At 41.7% G+C, this 20,536-nt stretch carries 19 protein-coding genes; all 19 read left to right on the forward strand.

All coding sequences use genetic code 11. The features are described 5' to 3' along the window. Positions 1 to 73 precede the first annotated feature (73 nt). The 19 genes from BLS32_RS05835 to BLS32_RS05925 all read left to right on the forward strand — a co-directional run bounded on the left by BLS32_RS05835 (position 74) and on the right by BLS32_RS05925 (position 20,507). Complete coding sequence (locus tag BLS32_RS05835; protein WP_307725610.1) at positions 74 to 934, forward strand: ABC transporter permease; 861 nt, start codon at positions 74 to 76, stop codon at positions 932 to 934. Beyond that, positions 934 to 2,202, forward strand: coding sequence for an ABC transporter ATP-binding protein (locus tag BLS32_RS05840; RefSeq protein ID WP_091392837.1), 1,269 nt, complete (start codon positions 934 to 936; stop codon positions 2,200 to 2,202). The genes BLS32_RS05835 and BLS32_RS05840 overlap by 1 nt, the downstream gene beginning before the upstream one ends. Positions 2,203 to 2,206: 4 nt before the next feature. Continuing rightward, positions 2,207 to 3,430 (forward strand): glycosyltransferase family 4 protein, encoded by a 1,224-nt coding sequence (locus BLS32_RS05845; protein WP_091392839.1) that lies wholly within the window; start codon positions 2,207 to 2,209, stop codon positions 3,428 to 3,430. A gap of 3 nt (positions 3,431 to 3,433) precedes the next feature. After that, positions 3,434 to 4,507 carry a DegT/DnrJ/EryC1/StrS family aminotransferase gene (locus BLS32_RS05850; protein ID WP_091392840.1) on the forward strand — a complete coding sequence of 358 codons (1,074 nt, stop codon included), beginning with the start codon at positions 3,434 to 3,436 and terminating at the stop codon, positions 4,505 to 4,507. Beyond that, positions 4,504 to 5,151 carry an acetyltransferase gene (locus BLS32_RS05855; protein ID WP_091392842.1) on the forward strand — a complete coding sequence of 216 codons (648 nt, stop codon included), beginning with the start codon at positions 4,504 to 4,506 and terminating at the stop codon, positions 5,149 to 5,151. Before BLS32_RS05850 ends, BLS32_RS05855 begins: the two co-directional genes overlap by 4 nt. Before the next feature lie 2 nt (positions 5,152 to 5,153). After that, the gene (locus tag BLS32_RS05860; protein WP_091392844.1) at positions 5,154 to 6,068 is read left to right on the forward strand and encodes a glycosyltransferase family 2 protein; all 915 of its coding nucleotides are present in this window, start codon (positions 5,154 to 5,156) and stop codon (positions 6,066 to 6,068) included. Beyond that, complete coding sequence (locus BLS32_RS05865) at positions 6,065 to 6,901, forward strand: glycosyltransferase family 2 protein (RefSeq protein ID WP_091392846.1); 837 nt, start codon at positions 6,065 to 6,067, stop codon at positions 6,899 to 6,901. The genes BLS32_RS05860 and BLS32_RS05865 overlap by 4 nt, the downstream gene beginning before the upstream one ends. Then, positions 6,898 to 7,728, forward strand: a complete 831-nt coding sequence (locus tag BLS32_RS05870) for a glycosyltransferase family 2 protein (protein WP_091392848.1) — start codon at positions 6,898 to 6,900, stop codon at positions 7,726 to 7,728. The genes BLS32_RS05865 and BLS32_RS05870 overlap by 4 nt, the downstream gene beginning before the upstream one ends. Positions 7,729 to 7,759: 31 nt before the next feature. Next, positions 7,760 to 8,911, forward strand: coding sequence for a glycosyltransferase family 4 protein (locus BLS32_RS05875; RefSeq protein ID WP_091392850.1), 1,152 nt, complete (start codon positions 7,760 to 7,762; stop codon positions 8,909 to 8,911). A 10-nt stretch (positions 8,912 to 8,921) separates the two neighbouring features. Continuing rightward, complete coding sequence (locus BLS32_RS05880) at positions 8,922 to 9,941, forward strand: glycosyltransferase family A protein (RefSeq protein ID WP_091392852.1); 1,020 nt, start codon at positions 8,922 to 8,924, stop codon at positions 9,939 to 9,941. Between the two features lies 1 nt (position 9,942). Next, positions 9,943 to 11,040, forward strand: a complete 1,098-nt coding sequence (locus BLS32_RS05885) for a glycosyltransferase family 4 protein (RefSeq protein ID WP_091392853.1) — start codon at positions 9,943 to 9,945, stop codon at positions 11,038 to 11,040. A gap of 22 nt (positions 11,041 to 11,062) precedes the next feature. Next, the gene (locus tag BLS32_RS05890) at positions 11,063 to 11,962 is read left to right on the forward strand and encodes a glycosyltransferase family 2 protein (protein ID WP_091392856.1); all 900 of its coding nucleotides are present in this window, start codon (positions 11,063 to 11,065) and stop codon (positions 11,960 to 11,962) included. A 28-nt stretch (positions 11,963 to 11,990) separates the two neighbouring features. Then, positions 11,991 to 12,998 (forward strand): N-acetylneuraminate synthase family protein, encoded by a 1,008-nt coding sequence (locus BLS32_RS05895; protein ID WP_091392858.1) that lies wholly within the window; start codon positions 11,991 to 11,993, stop codon positions 12,996 to 12,998. After that, positions 12,995 to 14,155, forward strand: coding sequence for a UDP-N-acetylglucosamine 2-epimerase (gene neuC / locus BLS32_RS05900; protein WP_091392860.1), 1,161 nt, complete (start codon positions 12,995 to 12,997; stop codon positions 14,153 to 14,155). The genes BLS32_RS05895 and neuC overlap by 4 nt, the downstream gene beginning before the upstream one ends. Then, positions 14,155 to 14,850, forward strand: coding sequence for an acylneuraminate cytidylyltransferase family protein (locus BLS32_RS05905; RefSeq protein WP_091392862.1), 696 nt, complete (start codon positions 14,155 to 14,157; stop codon positions 14,848 to 14,850). Before neuC ends, BLS32_RS05905 begins: the two co-directional genes overlap by 1 nt. Positions 14,851 to 14,853: 3 nt before the next feature. Next, positions 14,854 to 16,563, forward strand: coding sequence for an asparagine synthase (glutamine-hydrolyzing) (gene asnB / locus BLS32_RS05910; protein ID WP_091392864.1), 1,710 nt, complete (start codon positions 14,854 to 14,856; stop codon positions 16,561 to 16,563). Positions 16,564 to 16,667: 104 nt separating this feature from the next. After that, complete coding sequence (locus tag BLS32_RS05915) at positions 16,668 to 18,065, forward strand: glycosyltransferase family 28 protein (RefSeq protein WP_091392866.1); 1,398 nt, start codon at positions 16,668 to 16,670, stop codon at positions 18,063 to 18,065. Further along, positions 18,062 to 19,222 carry a glycosyltransferase family 4 protein gene (locus tag BLS32_RS05920; RefSeq protein ID WP_091392868.1) on the forward strand — a complete coding sequence of 387 codons (1,161 nt, stop codon included), beginning with the start codon at positions 18,062 to 18,064 and terminating at the stop codon, positions 19,220 to 19,222. The genes BLS32_RS05915 and BLS32_RS05920 overlap by 4 nt, the downstream gene beginning before the upstream one ends. A gap of 58 nt (positions 19,223 to 19,280) precedes the next feature. Continuing rightward, positions 19,281 to 20,507, forward strand: a complete 1,227-nt coding sequence (locus tag BLS32_RS05925) for a hypothetical protein (RefSeq protein WP_091392869.1) — start codon at positions 19,281 to 19,283, stop codon at positions 20,505 to 20,507. Positions 20,508 to 20,536 lie beyond the last annotated feature (29 nt).

A 20,536-nucleotide genomic window follows, 5' to 3' on the forward strand; every position in this document is an offset into this window, starting at 1 on the left:
TTTTGGTTTAATTACTATATTTGCCCACAAAATAAAACAGAAGGACGCGGATCGAGCGGCTCTTCGGAAACAGATGATGATGGATAAAAACAATTCAGAAGATTGGGATCTTGTTATAAAAGGGCATACTTCTCTTTTTGATCTAAAATTCAATGATCTTTGGCACTACAGGGATCTTTTGTTCATGTTTGTCAGAAGGGATTTCGTGAGCTTTTACAAGCAAACGGTCTTAGGGCCGCTCTGGTTTTTCATCCAGCCGATTTTTACTACAATCGTATTTACTTTCGTTTTTGGAAACCTGGCCGGAATCAGTACAGACGGCCTTCCGCAATACCTGTTTTACCTTTCTGGGATCACGGCCTGGAATTATTTTTCAGATTGCCTGACCAAAACAAGCACTGTATTTCGCGACAACGCCAGCATTTTCGGAAAAGTATATTTTCCAAGGCTGATTATGCCGTTGAGTATCGTGGTCAGCAACCTGGTGCGTTTTGGCGTTCAATTGCTGCTGCTGCTTTGCATGATGGCGTACTTTGGAATCAAGGGTGAAAATTTCCATGTCACTTACGGCATCTTTTTCTTTCCGATTCTGGTCATCCTGATGGCATTGCTGGGTTTGGGAACCGGTTTGATCATTACTGCAATGACCACAAAATACAGGGATCTGACTTTTTTGGTCAGTTTTGGCGTACAGTTATTAATGTATGGGACAACCGTAATTTATCCGTTAAGCGCTGCGCCTCCTGCGTATAAAAGGATTATCGAACTCAATCCAATGACTGGGATCATCGAAGCTTTCAGGTTTTCTTTCCTGGGAAAAGGACAATTTTCACTCTGGAGCCTCGGTTATTCAGCTATTTTTACACTGGTAGTCCTGATGCTGGGAATTGTCATATTTAATAAAACAGAGAAAAACTTTGTAGACACGATATAATGAAACAGCAAGTTATCAAAGTAGAGAATTTATCCAAGGCATACCAGATCGGGCAAATTGGCACAGGAACGGTATCACGTGATTTCGAACGTTTCTGGGCTACAAAAATCAGGCGCAAAGAGGATCCGTTTTTAAAAATCGGGGAAACCAACGATAGAAGCACCAAAGGCACCAGTGACATTGTCTGGTCTTTAAAAGATATTAATTTTGAAATCAACCAGGGAGAAGCCGTAGGGATCATTGGTAAAAACGGCGCCGGAAAAAGCACGCTTTTAAAATTACTATCCCGCGTAACCAGCCCAACGACGGGGGAAATCAAAGTCATGGGACGCATCGCGAGCCTGCTTGAAGTGGGAACCGGTTTCCATCCCGAACTCTCAGGCCGTGAAAACATTTACCTCAATGGTGCGATTCTCGGAATGCGAAAAAAAGAGATCACCCGGAAAATGGATGAGATCATTGATTTTTCCGGGGTAGAACGATACATCGACACGCCTGTAAAACGCTACAGCAGCGGAATGTATGTCAGGCTGGCATTTGCTGTTGCCGCGCACCTGGAAAGCGAAATCCTGATCGTAGATGAAGTCCTTGCGGTTGGCGATGCCGAATTCCAAAAGAAATGCCTTGGAAAAATGGGCGACATTTCAAAAGGGGAAGGACGTACGGTTTTGTTTGTAAGCCACAATATGGCTGCCGTAAAAAGCTTGTGCAGCAAAGGGATTTTAATGGAAAACGGCCGTATTGTTAAAAATGCAGGTGTCGATGAAGTGCTGAATGTGTACAATTCAAATTTTCAGGAAATGGAATCGGAAGTATCATGGACAATCGATACGGCTCCAGGAAATGCTACTGCAAAAGTGCTGTCTGTGCGCCTTGTCACTGAAGACAATTATTTTGCCATCGAAAAAGATGCGGTTTTGGAGGTCATTTATGAAAATCTGATCGACAACCATTCGCTAAACGTTTCGGTTTCGGTTTTTGACGACAAAGACACTTACATATTATCATCACCAAATCTTAGCAGATCGCCGCTTCCGAAAGGAATTTACAAAAGTACCTGTGTTTTGCCAAAGGACTTTTTTAATAAAGGAAAATATTATTTTACAGTTTTACTGATCGGGAATAATTTTGACCTCATTACACAACTCGATAAAGTCGTAGCTGTAGATTTTGATGAAGAAGGTACAAAAAGAGGAGAATATTTCGGCTATTGGGCCGGAGCAGTGAGGCCTTACCTCAAATGGGACAATCTTTTACTAAAACACTGATCGCATGGCTGTGATATATTTTAGGTCACTTGTGTACAGATTTGCAACGAAAATTTCCAAAAAGTTTGATTCGGTTGCGTACAAAGGGCTTAAAAAATATGATCTTATCATCTATGACGACCTTTTCCCGCATCCGTCATCCGGATTTCGGCTTGCTGAATTTACAGCATTGCTGCAGCACTTTAAAAATTCAAAAATCATCGGGAGCGCCAAATCGTATGCGTGGGTAAAAACGCCGGCTGCAGACCATGAAAAACATGTAGCCGATTTTACGGAAAATTACCCTAGCCTGAAAAAGAAAATTCGCATCCAAAAGCGTTTCTTTAACGTCAATACCAAAGTTTTCTACTGTATTTTCCTGAATAACATTTTCGACAACCTGAAGTGGATTGAGAACTATCAAATTCCTTTTATTTTTACGCTTTATCCCGGTGGCGGATTTGAAATTGAAGGGACACAAAGTGATAGCAAACTTAAAAAAGTACTTGCTTCGCCAATGTTTCGGAAAGTAATCGTCACACAAAAACTCACTTTGGATTATTTGCTCGACAACGGTTTTTGTAAACCCGAACAGGCTGAATATATTTTCGGTGGCGTTGTTCCGCAAAGTGCGCTAGAAAATGTTTTCCGTAAAAAGCAATATTTAAAAGACAAACAAACCCTTGACCTGTGCTTTTGCGCGGCTAAATACATGCCGAAAGGGCTGGACAAAGGCTATGATGTTTTTATTGAAGCGGCAGTGAAGCTAACAGCAACGTTTGATTTTATCAGATTTCATGTCATTGGCGGTTTCGATGCCAACGACATTGATGTTTCAGCAATTGCAGATAAAATCCATTTTTACGGCTATCAGAAATTTGACGGATTGCAGGAAATTTACAACAATATGGATGTGATCGTTTCCCCAAATCGTCCGTTCTTACTGGGAAAGGGCGCTTTTGACGGATTTCCGCTGGGCACGGTTGTCGAAGCAGTTTTTAATGGCGTGGTGGCAGTAATCAGCGACAAGCTTTTCCAAAATACCGTGTTTAATGACGGAACCGAATTGGTGATCGTCGAAAGCAACAGCGACAGCATCGTGAGTGCTATAAAAGCATTCATCGAAAATCCCGAAAAATTGCATCAGATGGCAAATGCAGGAAAAAATAAATTTTTAAACGTATATTCGGATCTGACGCAGCTTCCGCCAAGGCAGGCCATTCTTCAATATGAAATTGATAAAAGATAAATTATGATCAATGTAACACAAACTTTCCTTCCGCCCATTGCCGAATATGTTAAGCAAATCCAGCGCGCTTGGGATAACCAATGGCTTACAAACCGCGGCGAACTGGTGCTGGAGCTGGAGGAAAAGTTAAAAAAATACCTCGACATACCCAATATCATCATCACCAATAACGGAACGGTGCCGCTTCAGATTGCGCTAAAATTGCTGGGCGGCCAGGGTGAAATCATCACCACGCCTTTTAGTTATGTGGCCACAACAGCATCGATTGTATGGGAAAACTGCATCCCGGTTTTTGTCGACATCCATCCGGAATATTTAACGATTGATGAAACAAAAATTGAAGCTGCAATAACAAGTAAAACTACAGCGATCCTGGCAACCCACGTTTTTGGGAATCCATGCCATATTGAAGCGATTGCAGCAATTGCCAAAAAGCACAGCCTAAAAGTGATTTATGATGCTGCACATGCGTTTGGGGTCAAATACAAATCACAATCCTTGTTTACGGCCGGGGATGTGAGCACCTGTAGTTTCCATGCAACAAAGTTATTTCATACCGGCGAAGGCGGCGCCATGTTTACAAACGATATAAAATTACACGATCAGTTGTTTTACAGCCACAATTTCGGGCACAATGGTCCGCTGGATTTTCACGGCCTCGGCATCAACGGAAAAATTTCCGAACTTCAGGGCGCAATGGGGCTGGCGGTATTCGAACACCTTGAAACCATTATGGAAGTAAGAAAAGCCGCCGTAGATTTTTATGACCGTGAACTTGATTTTTCACGCCTTGATAAAATGAAAATCCGCGAACACACGACATGGAATTACAGCTATTACCCTGTTGTTTTCGAAAGTGAAGCCGTTTTATTACAGGCGCAAAAAGCGTTGAATGACGACCATATTTTTCCGAGGCGTTATTTTTATCCTTCACTGAATAGGATTCCATACGCAAAAGGAACAGCAATGCCTATTTCTGAAAGCATTGCCTCAAGGATTTTATGCCTACCTTTGTCGGCCAGTATCACTGAAACCGATTTGAGAAGAATTACCACAGTTTTAAATGCGAATATATGATCATTGTTGGGGCTAAAGGATTTGCAAAAGAAGTTCTCGAAGTATTGCATCAGGGCAAACAACTCGAAAATGTCGCTTTCTTTGACGACGTCAATGCAGACATCCCGAAATTGCTGTATGAAATTTTTCCAGTCCTGACTACTGCAGAAGCAGTGCTTTCTTATTTTAAAAATACAGACAACCGCTTTACGATCGGCATCGGGAATCCGGTTTTGAGAAAGAAACTATACGATAAATTCACTGCGCTTGGTGGTGTTTTTACCTCAACGGTTAGTCCGCTGGCGCGCATCGGAAATTATGGAAATACCATAGCCGAAGGCTGCAACATTATGACCGGAACAGTAATCACCAATGATGTCACCATCGAAAAAGGCGTACTGATAAACCTGAATTGTACCGTAGGACACGATTGTAAGATTGGCACATTTTCAGAAATGTCGCCTGGAGTAAGCATTTCAGGAAACTGTACGATTGGCGCATTTTCGGTTTTGGGAACCAATGCAACGGTGTTGCCTAAAATCACGATTGGTCAAAATGTAGTTATCGGTGCTGGATCTGTAGTTACAAAAGACCTGCCCGATAATTGCCTTGTCGTTGGCATTCCGGCAAAAATCATCAAGGAATTAACGCCTTTATCATTCTAAAAATGCCAAATAATGCTGTAGTTAACGTATGCATGATTACTTATGGACATGAAAAATTCATTGAACAGGCCATCAATGCCGTGCTTTTACAGGAATGCAATTTTGATTTTGACCTGATCGTCTGCAATGATAAATCGCCCGATGCAACAGATGCTGTTGTGAAATCGATTATCGAAAACCATCCAAACGGCAATAAGATCAAGTATTTCAGCCATCCCGAAAATTTGGGCATGATCCCTAATTTTTATTTCGCGCTTGAAAAATGCACCGGAAAATATATCGCAATCTGTGACGGCGATGATTATTGGACCGATCCGCTAAAATTGCAAAAACAAGTTGATTTCCTGGAATCCAATCCAGGATACATCATCCATAGCGGCAATGCACAGGTCGAAACAAACGGAATGCTTACTACGCAAATCCTGGGCGGGAACGACAACGCTGTTTTTAATATTACCGATTTTTATACGCAGAATAATCTCGTGACCTGTACGGTGCTTTTCAGGAACATCGATCTGAAGCCGTTTCAGTTTTTCAGCAACAGTTTTTTTGGGGATTGGTCGCTTTATGTGTATCTGATGAAAACGTCAGGACTAAAAGCTTTTAGGGAAAATAGTGTTTTTTCGGTGTACCGGATCCAGGAAAGCGGGGCTACGTTTGCGCTTCAGGGCATCAAAAAAGCCAATTTGCATTTGCAGCAGATCAATCTTGTGAAAAGATACCTGGGTTACCGCCATTACAGCACCAACGACAAAAACAACATAAACAATTACCTGATTGGCAAATTCAGGATATTGGCACTAAACAAAAAGTTTATGCCTGCAGTTTCTGTGATATTTGTTAATTTTAAACATTGCAGCTATAAAATCCCTTTTAAAAAATACCTTTCGGGTTTAAAAAGTATGGTAATCAGATGACAGCACCAAAAATTTCAGTCATTGTGCCTTGTTACAACCAGGCGCAGTATCTTGATCAGGCCTTACAATCTGTTGAAGCACAGTCATGTTCAGATTGGGAATGTATCATTGTAGATGATGGAAGTTCAGACCATATTGATGAAGTGGCAATAAAATGGACGGCAAAAAGCCCGAAATTCAAATATGTCAAAAAAACCAATGGCGGATTGGCTTCGGCCAGAAACTTCGGCATTGAAAACAGTACGGGCACGTACATTTTTCCGCTTGACGCAGATGATTATGTTGCGACTGACTATTTTGCCAGAGCCATCGAAATCCTGGATGCACAGGATGATGTAGAAGTTTTGCATTGCAATGTGATGCAATTTGGCTACATCCAGAAACCATTGACGCTTCTGCCGTATCATTTTGAAACGTTACTCATTAAAAACTGCATTATTGCCTGCGCATTTTTCAGGCGCGAGACTTTTTTAAAAGCAGGCGGTTATTCTGAAGCATTGCAGATACTTGAAGACTGGGATTTGTGGCTCACGATTTTACAACACGGCGGAAAAGTGCATAAAATTGATGCTTACCTGTATTATTACAGGAAACACGAGCAGGGTTCGCTGGTCAACAGCTTTGAAAAAGACAAAAAAAGACATAAAGAACACCTGAACATCATCTATAAAAACCATGTCGATCTTTATCTGGCACATTTTGGAAATCCGATAAAATTATACAAAGAATTAAAGGTTTTAAGGGCATTCCATAAAAAATCAACATCAACGGTAATGTATAAAATTTATAAATTGCCTAATCGTTTAAAGAAATTATTCAAATCAAAAAAATGAAACTTTCTGTAATAATCCTGGCCCGCACGATTTCTGATGCACTTTTTAAAATGACCAGCGATTGCATCAATACGCTGCGGGATTCTGAAAAAAGCCTCGATATTGAAGTGATTCTGGTAGAATCGAACAAGCAATACCACACTTCTGGTTTTGCTTATCCCAATGATGTAAAAGTGATCATTCCCGAAGCCGCTTTCAATTTCCACAAGTTTTTAAACATCGGACTGCATGCGGCAACAGGCGAATATATTGCGTTTTGCAACAATGACCTGATTTTTTACGACCATTGGTTTACCGAAATCTTAAAAGTTGCAGACCAGCATCCAAAGATCAAATCCTTTTCCCCAAACGGGAATTTTACCACGAATTTCATTTCAGATTTTCAAACCGGGTATAAAGTCAGAACCCATGTATTTGGATGGTGTTTTGTTGCAAAGCGAAGTGTTTTCAATACGATCGGCGATCTTGACGAAACCTTCGATTTTAATTATGCCGATAACGATTATGCGATGACGCTTAAAAAATACAACATTAGGCATGCTGTCGTTTACCATTCAAAAGTTAAGCATCTCGACCCGAAGGAAGCGAACATTGATAAAGGCGACTGGTATAAAATCCAACAGGAAAAAGCGGCAAAGTCGATTAAGGAATTGCCCGGTTATGTTGCCGGAGCAAATGCTTTTACAGATAAAAAAAGCCTGCAGGACCATTTGAAATTCCATGCAAAATGGGGAAGTCCAAAAAAATTGTACCGAAAAAATAAAATAGCTGATCTTTTTATAAAATTCCATTTAGGCTTGTTTAACAGATGGGTCATGGTGGTCTGATGGCGGTCAAACAGAGTCATAAATCCCAATCATGAAAAAGAAAGTATTGATATTCGGACCAATTGCAGATTATGGCGGGCGGGAAGTAGAATGTGGGTTCATTGCAAATGCCTTGTCGGCAAATTTTACCGTAGAAGTATGCTCAACCGGTTCTATATCGGAAAAAACACAGGTTTTGGATTTGAATCCGGGACTGAAAATTTTTTCTGTAGAGCAACTGCTATACAAAAAAGCACCTATTCTTAAAGTAGTTGAATTTATCAACGATGTAAAAAATAGGTTAAAAGGCAGGCCTTGGGATTATAAAAATAATGTGATTGCCAAAAAATATTTTCGATACAATGAAAAAGTAAATTTGGTAGTCGAGGAAATTGTGCAGCAATACGACCTGGTTTTTATCTGCGCACAATTTCGCTCAAAATTATTGGCGCAGTGCATAGCTGCCGCAAAGAAACATGGGATAAACGTTGTTTTCAGGACGACTGGCGTGATCAAAGAGAAAAATTTTGATTTTATCGCGCAGGTAAATTGCTTTCTGCATCATTCACAGCGCAATGCCAGGCTTTTGGATGATGTGCCAAATCAGGGTTACCGGATCATAGACCAATGTGCCCTAAATGAAAAGCAACTGTTGGAAATTCCGGCCGCATCCCAAAAAATAAAAACTTTTTTAACGATTGCAAGGTTGGTTGAAGAGAAAAACATCGATGTGGTGATTGGCGCTTTTCAACAATTAAAATCTGAAGGACACAAATTATACATTATCGGCGACGGGCCTAAAAAAAATGATTTGATGCAGATGGCCGCGCATAATGAAAATGTCATTTTTACCGGCCATGTTCCGAATGAAAAAATCTCGGAGTATTTTGAAACCGCCGATTGTGTCATCATCTCCCATTATAATTTTGAAACCGGCCCTTTAACCGGTATTGAAGCCATGGCGGCAGGCAGGATAATAATTTCGGCCAAAACCGGTGCCATGCAGGAAAGGCTGCCGTTCAGCAATTTCTGGTTTGACAATACCATCAGTGATCTGGCCGCGCAGATGCAAGATGCCGTAGCGCTTGATGCAGATCAGGTAAAGCAACAGTCGGCTGCAATCAGGGAACGCTATCTCAACGAATACAACGCGGCGAAAATCAGCAGTAAATATTTAAATACGGTTGCCACTTTAATTTCCTAAATTTGCATCCATGAGAATAGGCTACAATCCACATAAAGATGCTCCACTTCAAAGTTCGGGATACCAGCATCAGGTGATTATTCCTGTATATCTTCCGGATAGCGAAGGTTATTTTAAAGACGGCCTTAAAATCCTCGGTTATTGTTTGGATTCGCTGTTTAAAACGGCACATCAGCAAACTTTCATTACAGTCGTAAACAATGGAAGCAGTCCGGAAACCGTACTTTATCTTGATGATTTGCTGCGGAAAGGAAAAATCCACGAACTCATTCATACGACAAATTGCGGCAAACTGAATGCGGTTTTAAAAGGGCTTTCCGGAAATTCATTTCCTTTGATCACGATTGCCGATTCAGATGTTATGTTTTTAAATGGCTGGCAAAATGCTACTTATGATGTTTTTGATGCCTTTCCGAAAGCGGGTGCAGTTTGCCCGACGCCATCGTCAAAATCATATAAAACCTATACGTATAACATTTGGTTTGAGTTGTTCTTCTCAAAATCTTTATATTTTACAAAAGTTAAAAACCCGCAGGCGCTTCAGAATTTTGCCAACAGCATAGGAAATCCGGATTTTTATAACGAAATTCATAAAAAAACATATCTTACCGTTTCGAATAGAAACTTGAAGGCAGTAGTGGGTGCAGGCCATTTCCTGGTCACTTATAAAAATGAGATTTTTGAAAAGCTGCCCATCAAATATTCAAGTTACAAACTCGGTGGCGACAGCGAAAAGGAAATTCTCGATCTTCCGGTAATTAAAAAGGGATTGTGGCGCTTGTCGACCGAGGATAATTTCGCTTTTCACATGGGAAATACCTATGAAGACTGGATGAAAATAGCTTTTGAAGCAATCCGGGAGGAAAATCAAATACTGCTAAAGAATCTGAATTACCCGAAAACGGCGATTTCAAAAATCGGATTCTTGATAAAATACAAATTGTTCTCAAAATTGCTGTCACGCAAAAAAATAATGACCCGCTTGCTTGTAAAAAAAGGGCTGTCTGAAACAGCTGCAAAAACGTATTAGTATGGCCAAAGTAATTCTTTTATCGCAATATCCGCTGCCGTACGCAAAGATTGGAAGTTGGACCAATATGTATAAAAGTTACCTTCAGGGAAAACATCAAATCGATTATATCATTTGCGAAAACCCTGAAGAACGCTTCCCGAATGTAAAGTATGAAATCGTTGAAAATACTTTTTATTTAAAGGTCAGAAGGCGGCTGCATAATTTTTTTCGTATCGGATTTATTGATGCGCTCGAAAAAGTCATTGCAGAAAACAAAGGGGAGAAATTTATCATCCAGGTGATCGATAATTTTAATATCGCGGTTAGGATCAATGAAATGCTGGTTCGAAAAGGCATTCGGAAAGATTGCGCCATCCAGGTTTTTTACCACGGTTTCGCTCCGTTTATCGACATCCATAAGTTCAAAAATTTTTACGAAAACATTGATGAGCTGGTGTTGCTTACAAACGGCAGCTACAAAGCGCACAAGGCTTTTTACACCGTTTTTCCATGCAAAGTTTCATTGCTTCCCAACGGAATTGACACCAAAAAATTTTACAAACCGACTAACATTCAGCAGCAAAATTTAAAAGCGGCCCACGGTTACGAAGGCAAAAAAGTATTCATCTGGTGTTCGCAGGACCGGCCAAAAAAAGGATTGAGCCTGATGCTTGAAGCCTGGAAAAAAGTGTACGAACAGCACAAGGATATCGTTTTTCTCGTCATCGGCGCGAAAAGGGACGTTTCTATCGATGGCGTTGTTTTCATGGGAAGAATCCCAAATACGGAATTGCCCGAATTTTACCAAATGGCCGATTGCTACCTCTTCCCCACTTTATGCCACGAAGGTTTCGGCCTGAGCCTCATCGAAGCGCTCAATTGCGGCTGTTATTGCATCGCTTCAAAAGCCGGCGGCGTACCAGAAGTGTTGCACCAGGGAAAATATGGAAAGCTTATCGAAAACCCGAATTTTGTGTCAGAGTGGGAAACCGCAATTAATGACTACCTTTCGGGCAAAGAAAAACCTGTTTATGGTGATGGTGAAATGTATACGATCACAGAGTGGATCTCAAACATCAATGCCATCATCAGCAATGCAAAAAATAACATTTCCTGATTTGCCCCTATAAACCCATCGAATGTTCAGTATTTTAATAGCTACAAAAAACCGGAAAGCAGATTTAATGTTTACATTAAGCCGCATTTCGTCGCTCATACAACGGCCCGACGTAGATTGCGTGGTTTTTGACGATGGCTCGGATGATGGGACTTTTGAAGCCGTCAGGATGGATTTTCCCAAAGTTCAATTGCTGCGGAACGAATCAAGCAAAGGCTATTTGTTTTGCCGCAATACGATGCTGAATGCCGCCAAAGGCGAATTTGCCATTTCCCTTGATGACGATGCGCATTTTGTTACTGAAAATCCGCTCGATATTTTAAAATCCCATTTTGATGAAAATCCCGATTGCGGCCTGGTCGCTTTCAGGATTTTATGGTCGGAAACTGCCATAGAAAATATTTTTACCGCCGATCTCACAGAACGCGTCAAAGGTTTTGTAGGTTGTGGCCATGCCTGGCGGATGAAAGCCTGGCGCACGATCAGCAACTATCCCGAATGGTTCGAATTTTATGGCGAAGAAGATTTTGCCAGCCTCGAACTTTTTAAAAACAATATTGTCGTCGATTATGTCCCTGAAATTTTGGTGCAGCACCGCGTCGACTTAAAATCAAGGTCGATTGCCAAAAATGATTTTGCCTTTCGTTACCGAAGGTCATTGCGCGCCGGCTGGTATTTGTACTTTATGTTTTACCCGTATTCCAAAATCCCGAGAAAACTCGCTTATTCCTTGGCAGTACAGTTAAAATCCAAAATTTTAAAGGGTGATTTTAAAGTCATTTTACCACTTACGCAAGCCATGTTTGATGTAATGTTGCATTTGCCTAAACTTATCAAAAACAGGAAGGCATTCAGTTCAAAACAATACGACGGTTATACCCAATTAAAAGAAACAAAAGTTTATTGGAATCCCGAAAAATAATTACTTTTACCCCGTTATTTTGATTCTGATGAAAAGCAAACCCTACCTTATAGCAGAGATCGCACAGGCACACGACGGAAGCTTAGGGATTCTACATTCTTATATAGATGCGATTGCCAAAACCGGCGTTCAGGCTGTGAAATTCCAGCTGCACATTGCTGAGGCAGAGAGCAGTGCGCATGAACCTTTCCGGGTGAAATTTTCGTATGAAGATAATACGCGATTCGATTACTGGAAGCGTATGGAATTTACGCTCGAACAGTGGAAAGCACTCAAAAAACATTGTGATGATGTTGGGCTCGATTTCATTTGCTCGCCGTTCAGCAATTTGGCGGTCGATTGGCTTGAGGAAATCGGGACAAAATCGTATAAGGTCGGATCAGGCGAAGTCAATAATTTATTGTTGCTCGAAAAGATTGCAAATACCGGAAAGCCAATCATTATTTCATCGGGAATGAGCAGTTTTGCAGAATTGGACCAAACGGTAGCTTTCCTTAAAAGTAAAAATGCCGATTTTTCGATATTGCAATGTACAACGGCTTATCCCACAAAACCCGAGCAATTTGGGTTGAATGTGATCCGGCAACTTAAAGAAAGGTACGAGGTTCCAATCGGGTTTTCCGATCATTCGGCCACCACCGCAGCCGGAATTGCTGCTGTCGCTTTAGGCGCGGAAATTCTCGAATTCCACGTCGTTTTCAGCCGTGACATATTCGGCCCCGATGCAAAAGCTTCGCTGACATTTGAAGAAACTAAAAACCTGGTTGCTGCTGTAAACGCAATTTACACATCACTACACCATCCGATCGATAAAAACAACAATGCCGAATTCAGTGAATTGAAATCCATTTTCGAAAAATCATTGGCACTCAATAAAAATTTACCAAAAGGCCATCAGGTTTCGTTTGATGACCTCGAAGCCAAAAAACCAAAAGGTTTCGGGATTCCCGCAGCAGATTACCAGCGGCTCATTGGGAAAACCCTTAAATCAGACAAACAACAATGGGATTTTTTAAATGAAGAAGATCTAATATGAGCCAGAAAAGAAAAATTTGCGTCGTGATCACGGCGCGCCCATCATACAGCCGCATCAAAACGGTGCTTACCGCGATCAAAGCGCACGAATCGCTCGAATTGCAGTTGGTCATTGCGGCGTCGGCATTGCTGGACCGTTATGGAAGTGCCGTGAATTACATTCAAAAGGACGGTTTCGAAATCAGCGCAAAAGTGTTCAATGTGCTTGAAGGCGAGAATTTAACGGCTGCAGCCAAAACCACCGGGATCGGAATTCTTGAACTGTCAACCGTTTTCGACAACCTGAAACCGGATATCGTCGTGACCGTTGCCGACCGTTTTGAAACCATGGCCACAGCAATCGCGGCGGCTTACATGAATATTCCGCTTGCGCACGTTCAAGGCGGCGAAGTCACCGGCAACATTGATGAAAAAGTACGCCATTCGATTACAAAACTGGCCGATTATCATTTTACGTCTTCAGAAAATGCCAGGAACCGCGTGATCCGGCTTGGCGAAAACCCTGAAATGGTTTTTAATACCGGCTGTCCGTCTATCGACATCGCCAAAAAAATATTGGAACACCAAGGCCTGACGTTTGATCCATATGAAAAATATGGCGGCGTGGGTTCAAAACCCGATTTGAATAAAGGATACGTGGTTGTGATGCAACATCCTGTGACGACTGAATATAAAGATTCCCGAAAACATATTGAAGCCACGCTGAATGCGATCAGGCAACTGAATGTGCCTACGCTTTGGTTTTGGCCGAATGTCGACGCCGGTGCCGACGGAACTTCAACAGGGATCCGGTCTTTCCGTGAAAAATACGACATGCAAAATGTACACTTTTTCAAAAATATGGAAGGCGATGATTTTCTCAATTTGCTTGATTCGGCGATCTGCCTGATCGGGAATTCAAGCGTCGGAATCCGCGAATGCTCGTTTATGGGTGTTCCTGTGATCAATATCGGATCCAGGCAAAACAGGCGCGACCGCGGTACGAACGTGATCGATGTGTCGTATGACGAGAATGAAATCGTTGCTGCCGTGAATCAGATCTCATCAAAAAATGAACGCACCAGATCGGATGTTTATGGCGGTGGAGATGCCGGGGAAGCCATTGCAGACCTGCTCGAAACGCTGCCGCTGCAATTCCATAAAACCATCACATACTAATGAGAATCCTTGGGATTATTCCGGCACGAGGCGGTTCTAAAGGCGTTCCCGGAAAAAACATCAAGCCTTTAAACGGAAAAACATTGCTGGCTTATACTGCAGAAGTGGCCATGCAGTCTGAATTGTTGCATGAAGTCATACTTTCAAGTGACGACATTTCGATTATTAAAGTTGCAAAAGAAATAAACCTTCATGTTCCATTTACGCGCCCGGCCGAATTGGCGCAGGACCATACACCCACAATTGATGTTGTCAAACACGCGCTGGATTTTTACGAAAAGCAAAATGTTTTCTTTAATGCCGTGTGTTTGCTGCAGGTTACAAGCCCGTTTCGCAGTGTCGAATTTTTAAATGAAGCGATTTTGAAATTTACAAGAAGCGGTTGCGATTCATTGGTTTCTGTCCAAAAAGTGCCGCACGAATACAATCCGCATTGGACTTTTGAAATCCATTCAGATGGCAACCTGAAAATTGCAACTGGCGAAAAAAACATCATTACGCGCCGCCAGGAACTTCCCGATGCTTTTCATCGCGACGGACTGATTTACATTACAAAAACGGATGTTATCCAGAAACAGCATTCACTTTACGGACAAAGTATCGCTTTTATAGAATCCCCAAAAGCATTTTACGTCAACATCGACACGATGGCAGATTGGGAACGTGCAGAACAAATGGCTAAAAATATTTTTTAATTTATGTGTGGAATTGCAGGAATAATTGGAAAATTTCAGGATCGTCTTCCTGTGATGCTGGATGCTCAAAAGCACCGGGGGCCAGACGCTACAGGGTTTTTTTACGATGAAGGTTTTGCCGCTTTGGGCCACAACCGTTTGTCGATCATCGATTTGTCATCAAATGCAAACCAACCGTTTTTTGATGCATCCAATCGGTATGCTATTGTTTTTAACGGAGAAATATACAATTATATTGAACTACGCGAATTGCTTTCCGGGGTTTATGATTTTAAAACAGAATCGGACACTGAAGTGTTGCTCGCAGCCTATATCCATTGGGGAAAAGATTGCCTTTCAAAGTGTAATGGCATGTTTGCCTTTGCGGTTTGGGATCAAACCGATAAATCATTATTTGCAGCGCGCGACCGTTTCGGCGTCAAGCCATTTCATTATACGATTGCTGCCGATGGTTTTTATTTTGCTTCTGAAATTAAGGCGATCCATGCTGCCGGAATTGAGAAAGTGCCGAATGAAAAGGTCTGGGCTTCTTATTTTGCTTACGGATCTTACGGAAAACCTGACGAAACGTTCTGGGAAAATGTACAGCAACTGCCTGGCGGACACCATCTGGAACTGAATAACGGCGAACTTGAGATTGCAAAATGGTACTTTTTTGAAAATGAACTCAAAAAACAACCAAAAAACCTTTCCCATGACGAAGCCCGAAACCATTACCTGGCGCTTTTGAAAGACAGCATTAAATTGCGCTTCAGGGCAGATGTTCCTATCGGATTTAACTTAAGCGGCGGCCTCGACAGTTCGGTTTTACTGGCACTGGTTAACGATTTTGATCACGGGAAAAGCGCCATCAATGCGTATACTTTTTATACCGGAGATGAAAATTATGACGAATGGCCCTGGGTAGAAATGATGCTGAAGGACACCACTTACCCGCTCACGAAGGTACTGCTGCGGCCTGAAGATGTTGAAGAATTTTCACAAACCATTTATTTTCACCAGGATGAGCCTTTCGGCGGAATCCCTACCTTGGCGTATGCGACCATTTTTGCACAGGCTTCTAAAGACGGTGTGAAAGTGCTGCTTGACGGACAAGGCATGGACGAACAATGGGCAGGATATGATTATTACAGCCAGGCAGGGGATGCAACGATTCAGGGCGTGAAAGGATCACCTTACAAAATCAATATGCTTTCGGGCGATTTTTTAAATAAAGCCGAAAAGCCGGTGTATGACGAGCCTTTTGAAAAAGCGTTGCTGAATAAAGAATACCGGGATATATTTTATACAAAAATCCCACGTGCCCTGCGCTTTAACGACAGGATTTCGATGGCATTTTCAACAGAACTCCGGGAGCCATTTCTGGATTACCGACTGATGGAGTTTGCTTTTTCGTTGCCCGAATCGTATAAAATAAAGGCAGGCGTAACAAAAGTAATGCTGCGTGAAATTGCGGCAGAATTCCTTTCAGAAAACCTCGTGTATGCACCCAAACGCCCGTTGCAAACCCCGCAACGCGAGTGGCTTGGAAACGATTTGAAAAACTGGGTAACGTCCTGCATCGATAAAATTACCGGATCTATTTATGCGCGATGGTTTGATGTCGAGGCACTTGAAAAAGAATGGCAGCATTACCAACAGGGGAATATGCAGTCTGCTTTTCACATCTGGCAATGCATCAGCCTTTTCGAAATGATCCAGGGTTTAGTCTGAGATTTTGAATAGCCATTAAATTTATCGATATTTGGCTCCTATTAAAAACGGCTTTTTGTTTTGCCGTTTTTTTCTTGTAAAACCATTTGATCCACGCCATATATATGAAAAACAATAAAATTTTTATTTTGCTTCCAGACGGTGTCGGATTGCGGAATTTTGCTTTTACAAATTTTTACGAAAATGCCGGAAGTCAGGGATTTGATGTGTCGTTTTGGAACAATACGCCATTCGATTTGTCGGAAATGGGTTTTAAAGAACATAAGATTACGCATTCAAAATCACATGCCTTAACCGATCTGGTCAAAAGGGCGCGCAACCAGATCGACCTGAACCAGAACATCAAAAGATCAGGAGACAAAGTATACGACCGGTACCGTTTCCCACTGTCCTACAAAGGTTTTAAGACCGCACTGAAAAGCAGTTTTGTGCGGGGTTTGATCTCGGTCTTTGATTCTGAAAAAGGAATCGCCACGCTTAGGAAGCGCATCACCTTTTTAGAGCGCAAAACACCCTATTATACCAATTGCCTGGAAACGCTTCGAAAAGAAAATCCTGCTATTGTTTTCTGTACGAACCAACGCCCTTTAACTGCAATCGCCCCGATTGTAGCTGCGCAGGATTTGGGAATCCCAACCGCTACTTTCATTTTTTCATGGGACAACCTGCCAAAAGCCATGATGGTCATCGAAACCGATTATTATTTTGTATGGAGCAGCCATATGAAAAAGGAGCTGTTGTATTATTATCCATATATAGCTGATAAACAGGTTTTTGTTACAGGAACGCCCCAGTTTGAACCGCATTTTGATCCTTCATTGTTAATTTCACGAGCCGAATTTTTTAAAACACATGGCCTCGATCCGGAAACAAAATACATTTGTTTTTCAGGTGATGACATTACGACTTCACCAAATGACCCGCAATATTTAAGCGATACTGCCACTGCCATCCGGAAGCTTAATGAAAAAGGGCATAAGCTCGGAATTGTGTTTCGCCGTTGCCCGGTTGACTTTTCAGATCGATATGATGCCGTACTTGAGTCTAACAAGGATATTATCGCATCCATTGCGCCGGCCTGGGAAAAAATGGGCACGAATTGGAATACGATCCTGCCTTTAAAAGAAGATATGGCGTTGCAGATCAATACGATCGCGCACACCGAATTTGTAGTGAATCTGGGTTCTTCAATGGTTTTTGATTATGTGTCTTTTGGAAAACCGTGCATTTATGTCAACTATGAGGTTTTAGACAGCAATTTTCCGAAATGGACGATCGAGAAAATTTACAAATATGTTCACTTTCGGTCGATGCCTGAAAAAACGGCAGTCGTTTGGGTCAATGATCCATCCGAATTCGAGGCGAAAATAAAAAATCTGCTGCAGCATCACGACCAGCATGTCAAAGCGGCTGCAGATTGGTTTAAAGTCATCAACCAGCATCCGGTAAATCTGGCATCCGAAAGAATCATAGACAGCATAAAAACAATCATAACCACATGAAAATAGGTTTCCTGACCCCGGAATTCCCACATCCAAAAACCGGATCTGCCGGCGGAATCGGCACGAGCATCATGAACCTTTCCAAGGGATTGGCACAGCTTGGGCACGAGGTTTCGATTTTAATTTACGGACAAAAAGAAGACGCTGTTTTTACAGAAGACGGTATTGTTTACCATCAGATCAAAAACATAAAGATCAAAGGCTTGTCGCGTTACCTGACCCAGAAAAAGATTGAAAACCGGATCAATTCCCTCGTAAAAAAACAAGAACTCGATTTGGTTGAAGCGGCCGACTGGACCGGAATAACCTCATTCATCAAACCCAATTGCCCGCTGATTATAAAGCTTCACGGTTCTGATACGTATTTTTGCCATCTTGACAACCGTCCTGTCAAAGCGATCAATAAATTTCACGAAAAGCGCGCCTTACAAAATGCGACCGACCTGCTTTCGGTGAGCCAATATACGGCAATGATAACGAATACCGTTTTTGGGCAAAGCCAATCGTATGCGATCATCCCAAATGCCGTAAATAGCCAGGCATTTGACGCGACGGGAGGCCAGGTTTCGGTAGAAGAAAATACGATTTTATATTTTGGGACGCTGATCCGTAAAAAAGGCGCATTGGAACTGCCATTGATTTTTAACCAGGTTTATAAGAAAAACCTCAAAGCAAAGCTGATTTTGATTGGACGTGATTCCAATGATGTCATTTCCGGAAACGCCTCAACATGGAAGATGATGCAGGAATTATTTGATCCCGCCGCGTTAAAAAATGTCACCTACCGCGGCAGCATTCCTTACAGCGAAATGCGCGAAAATATTATTAAAGCCGCTATTTGTATATTTCCTACATTTGCCGAAGCACTGCCGGTTTCCTGGCTCGAAGCGATGGCGATGGAAAAAGCGGTTGTGGCTTCAGACATTGGCTGGGCCACAGAAATTATAGAAGACGGCAAAACCGGATTGTTGGCGCATCCGCAAAATCATACCGAATATGCAGCCAAGATTAATCAGTTGCTTTCAAACGACGAAGAACGATCAGCAATGGGAAAAGCGGCAAGGCAAAGGATCCTGGACGTGTTTGACCTTCCTGTAATCAGCCGTAAAAATGTCGGTTTTTATGAATTGGCATTGAAAAAATATAAAGCAAAATAAAGAGATTTTAAGCTGGAATGCTCCTAATAAAACCTGTTGGCAAAAATAAATTCAGAATATGAATAATTTATTAAACCGTTTTCCAAAACAACTTTCGATACTATTCGCTTGTTTGTCAGTTGTTTATTTTGTGATTTCATTGACGTATTTCATACAGCGGCCGGCTTCGGGTGATGAACCCATCTTTGTAAACGACCTCAATATGGTTATAAATCAGGGTTGGATTGCCGCGATAGCAAACCAGATTTCGATTCCGTATACGATGCTGGCATATCCTTTTGCGCTTTTCATGGAAACATTCCGGGCGCTTCAGGCGGCAAATATCCTCGTCCTGATTGCGTTATTTGCCTATTTCCTTAAAATTGTGAAAGTTGAAAATAAAGCATTTTACTTTTACCTTGTTTTTTACCTGGCAACGATTCGCTTGTTTTTTTCGGGAATAAACGATCCACTGTTCATTCTGGGGCTGGTAGTTTTCTTTATTGAAATTTTTTACTTTTTGGAAAAGGGCAAAATGAATAGTGAAACCCTTGCTTTTTCGGGACTGGTCATTGCGTTTTTCACACGTGCCCTGACGATCGTTTACACGCCTGCTATTTTGCTGAGTTTCTTTTTTCTGTACAGAAATGGATTCCGGTTTTCAAAAAACATCCGTATTCCGATAGTGCTCGCCATACTTTTTATCGGTATCAATATGCCGTCGATCCTCAAAAACCACAAATTGTCTTATGACAATAAAAAACCGCCGGAAGGCGTCGCAGTCAACTGGACGCAACGTCAGTATCTTGCGCAAATGTGGGTCAATGAAGGGAAAATCAAAAACATGTCGCATCCAAGCTGGGAACAGACAGAAGCCTACGTTAAAGAACACGGGCCGGGTTCGCTGCCTGACAATATGATTGCCGCTGTTTTTCATGACCCAAAAATGACGATGAAGGAAATTGTCAAAGATTTTTCGTCAAGCCTGTTTTTTGGCTTCAGGCAATTGGGGCTGATGATTTTATTCCCGTTTTATTTTATTGGAATTGCACTGTTTGTAAGGCGAAAATTTTCCAATTCCTGGTACATACCGTTGGTTTTTGTCGGAATGACTTTTACGTTTTCCGTCATCATCATTTCATTTCTCGAATTGCGCTGGCTTTGTTCGGCTTATATCCCAGTCATATTTTTCTTTTCGTATTATTCTGTAAAAGACAAGCATGCCAACCTGATTTTATGGTGCAATTACCTTGTTTTATGCGGTTTATCATTGTATGGAATGTACAAAGTTTTTCTGAGGTTTTAATAAATAGCGGTTAATAGTAAATTTGGGCA

The organism is Flavobacterium noncentrifugens, from assembly GCF_900100375.1.
GTDB classification, from domain to species: domain Bacteria; phylum Bacteroidota; class Bacteroidia; order Flavobacteriales; family Flavobacteriaceae; genus Flavobacterium; species Flavobacterium noncentrifugens.

Bases quoted from the DNA above. Each gene is read 5' to 3' on its own strand.
- BLS32_RS05835 (WP_307725610.1), top strand. From the start codon at position 74: ATGATGATGGATAAAAACAATTCAGAAGATTGGGATCTTGTTATAAAA.
- BLS32_RS05840 (WP_091392837.1), top strand. From the start codon at position 934: ATGAAACAGCAAGTTATCAAAGTAGAGAATTTATCCAAGGCATACCAG.
- BLS32_RS05845 (WP_091392839.1), top strand. From the start codon at position 2,207: ATGGCTGTGATATATTTTAGGTCACTTGTGTACAGATTTGCAACGAAA.
- BLS32_RS05850 (WP_091392840.1), top strand. From the start codon at position 3,434: ATGATCAATGTAACACAAACTTTCCTTCCGCCCATTGCCGAATATGTT.
- BLS32_RS05855 (WP_091392842.1), top strand. From the start codon at position 4,504: ATGATCATTGTTGGGGCTAAAGGATTTGCAAAAGAAGTTCTCGAAGTA.
- BLS32_RS05860 (WP_091392844.1), top strand. From the start codon at position 5,154: ATGCCAAATAATGCTGTAGTTAACGTATGCATGATTACTTATGGACAT.
- BLS32_RS05865 (WP_091392846.1), top strand. From the start codon at position 6,065: ATGACAGCACCAAAAATTTCAGTCATTGTGCCTTGTTACAACCAGGCG.
- BLS32_RS05870 (WP_091392848.1), top strand. From the start codon at position 6,898: ATGAAACTTTCTGTAATAATCCTGGCCCGCACGATTTCTGATGCACTT.
- BLS32_RS05875 (WP_091392850.1), top strand. From the start codon at position 7,760: ATGAAAAAGAAAGTATTGATATTCGGACCAATTGCAGATTATGGCGGG.
- BLS32_RS05880 (WP_091392852.1), top strand. From the start codon at position 8,922: ATGAGAATAGGCTACAATCCACATAAAGATGCTCCACTTCAAAGTTCG.
- BLS32_RS05885 (WP_091392853.1), top strand. From the start codon at position 9,943: ATGGCCAAAGTAATTCTTTTATCGCAATATCCGCTGCCGTACGCAAAG.
- BLS32_RS05890 (WP_091392856.1), top strand. From the start codon at position 11,063: ATGTTCAGTATTTTAATAGCTACAAAAAACCGGAAAGCAGATTTAATG.
- BLS32_RS05895 (WP_091392858.1), top strand. From the start codon at position 11,991: ATGAAAAGCAAACCCTACCTTATAGCAGAGATCGCACAGGCACACGAC.
- neuC (WP_091392860.1), top strand. From the start codon at position 12,995: ATGAGCCAGAAAAGAAAAATTTGCGTCGTGATCACGGCGCGCCCATCA.
- BLS32_RS05905 (WP_091392862.1), top strand. From the start codon at position 14,155: ATGAGAATCCTTGGGATTATTCCGGCACGAGGCGGTTCTAAAGGCGTT.
- asnB (WP_091392864.1), top strand. From the start codon at position 14,854: ATGTGTGGAATTGCAGGAATAATTGGAAAATTTCAGGATCGTCTTCCT.
- BLS32_RS05915 (WP_091392866.1), top strand. From the start codon at position 16,668: ATGAAAAACAATAAAATTTTTATTTTGCTTCCAGACGGTGTCGGATTG.
- BLS32_RS05920 (WP_091392868.1), top strand. From the start codon at position 18,062: ATGAAAATAGGTTTCCTGACCCCGGAATTCCCACATCCAAAAACCGGA.
- BLS32_RS05925 (WP_091392869.1), top strand. From the start codon at position 19,281: ATGAATAATTTATTAAACCGTTTTCCAAAACAACTTTCGATACTATTC.